The 1,633-nt window shown below is 62.8% G+C and carries 1 protein-coding gene and 1 pseudogene; both read right to left on the minus strand.

Translation table 11 applies throughout. The features are described from left to right. Positions 1-117: 117 nt before the first annotated feature. On the minus strand, positions 118-1,125 hold the full coding sequence (gene araD1, locus OP495_RS17625; protein ID WP_280571064.1) for an AraD1 family protein: 1,008 nt from the start codon (positions 1,123-1,125) through the stop codon (positions 118-120). Positions 1,126-1,230: 105 nt separating this feature from the next. Further along, a pseudogene (araH, locus tag OP495_RS17630) lies at positions 1,231-1,633 on the minus strand (L-arabinose ABC transporter permease AraH); the annotation flags it as partial.

Below are 1,633 nucleotides of genomic sequence, written 5' to 3' on the forward strand. Positions count from 1 at the left end.
TCGTGTTGTATCTACCGCAGGCGATGAACTGACCAACACTCTCTTCGGCTACCACGCCAACGGCCGCTGGAGTATTCCAGCGGCCGTTGGCGTTCGGGTCAAAATAGCCTGAAAGACTTACAGCGGTTTGACGTTCGGCACGGGCGCGGCGGCGTCCTTGGCCAGCGGATTGCGCAACGGCAAGGCGAACGGCTTGGCGTCGATCTCGAAGACATCCCCCGGCTGGGCGCTGATACCGTCGCTGAAGCTCAGCGTCGCGGTGCCGAAAAAGTGCACATGGACATCACCCGGCCGACAGAACTGCGCGTACTTGAAATGATGTGCCTCGAGATTGGCGAGGCTGTGGCACATGTTGTCCTCGCCGGAGATGAACGGCTTTTCCCATAGCACGCCGCCATCGCGCCGGATGCGCGAGGTGCCCTGTACGTCGCGGGGCAATTCGTCGACGAGCAGTGTCGGTCCGAAGGAACAGGCACGTAGTTTGGAATGCGCCAGATACAGGTAGTTCTCACGCTCGGTGACGTGATCCGAGAACTCGTTGCCCAGCGCGTAGCCGATGCGACGCGGCGCACCGTCGTTGTCGATCAGGTACAAGCCGGCGACCTCCGGCTCCTCGCCGCCATCCAGCGCGAAATGCGGCATGTTCAGCGCCTCGCCCGGGGCCATGACGACGCCGCCGTCGCCCTTGTAGAACCACTCCGGCTGCACGCCGAAATCGCCCGCCGCGGGTTTGCCACCTTCCACCCCTTTGCGGAACATCTTCATCGAGTCGGTAAGCGGCTGCTCGCGCTTATCCGCCTCGTTCATCTGGCGGTGCATCTTGTCGCGCCCCTCGGCACTGCCGAGATGCGTCAGGCCGGTACCGGTCACCAACAAGTGCGCCGGATCGGGATGGTCGAGCGGCGCCAGCAGTTGCCCTTTATCGGACAGCGCCACAGCGTCAACACGTGCGTCTCCCGGCCACTCATCGATCAGCGCGGCCAACCCAACGCCACGCTCGAGTGCGATATGCGCCAGGGTCAGCACGCTTTCCGCGCCTTCCAGACGGCGAGCCTGCGTAGGGTCCTCGTCGATCGCCAGGACCATGCGATCTCCACTGTCGAGTCTGGCTTGTGCGAGTTGCATGTATTGGGCTCTCCTGAAGGCCGAGTCAATGGCATGGCGAGCGCAGTCATGATCGCCACGTTGCGCCCGCCATCGATAGTAATACAGTTTGCGTTGAAAAAAGAATCATCCCTTGGCGCGCCGGGTCTGCTTCCAGCGGTCGAACATCACCGCCAGCAGCAGGATCGCCCCACGCACGAGATATTGATAGAAGGTGGGCACGTTGAGGAGCCCCATGGCGTTCTGCACGCAGCCCATGATCAAAACGCCGACCAGCACGCCGGTGATCGAGGCGACGCCACCGGACAACGAGACGCCACCCAGCACACAGGCGGAAATGACCGCCAATTCGAGCCCCATCGAGGTGTTGGGGTCACCAAGTCCCATGCGTGAGGCCAGCAGTACCCCGGCGATACCCGCGACGACGCCCTGCAGGGCGAATACGGTAATCTTCAGACGCCGGACATTGACCCCAGCCAAGCTCGCCGCCTCGGCATTACCACCAGTCGCCAGGGTGTTGCGCCCGAAC

It is taken from the genome of Chromohalobacter sp. 296-RDG (assembly GCF_029889885.1).
Classification (GTDB): Bacteria; Pseudomonadota; Gammaproteobacteria; order Pseudomonadales; family Halomonadaceae; genus Chromohalobacter.

Excerpts from the sequence above, each read along its gene's own strand:
- araD1 (WP_280571064.1), bottom strand. The coding sequence starts at position 1,125 with ATGCAACTCGCACAAGCCAGACTCGACAGTGGAGATCGCATGGTCCTG.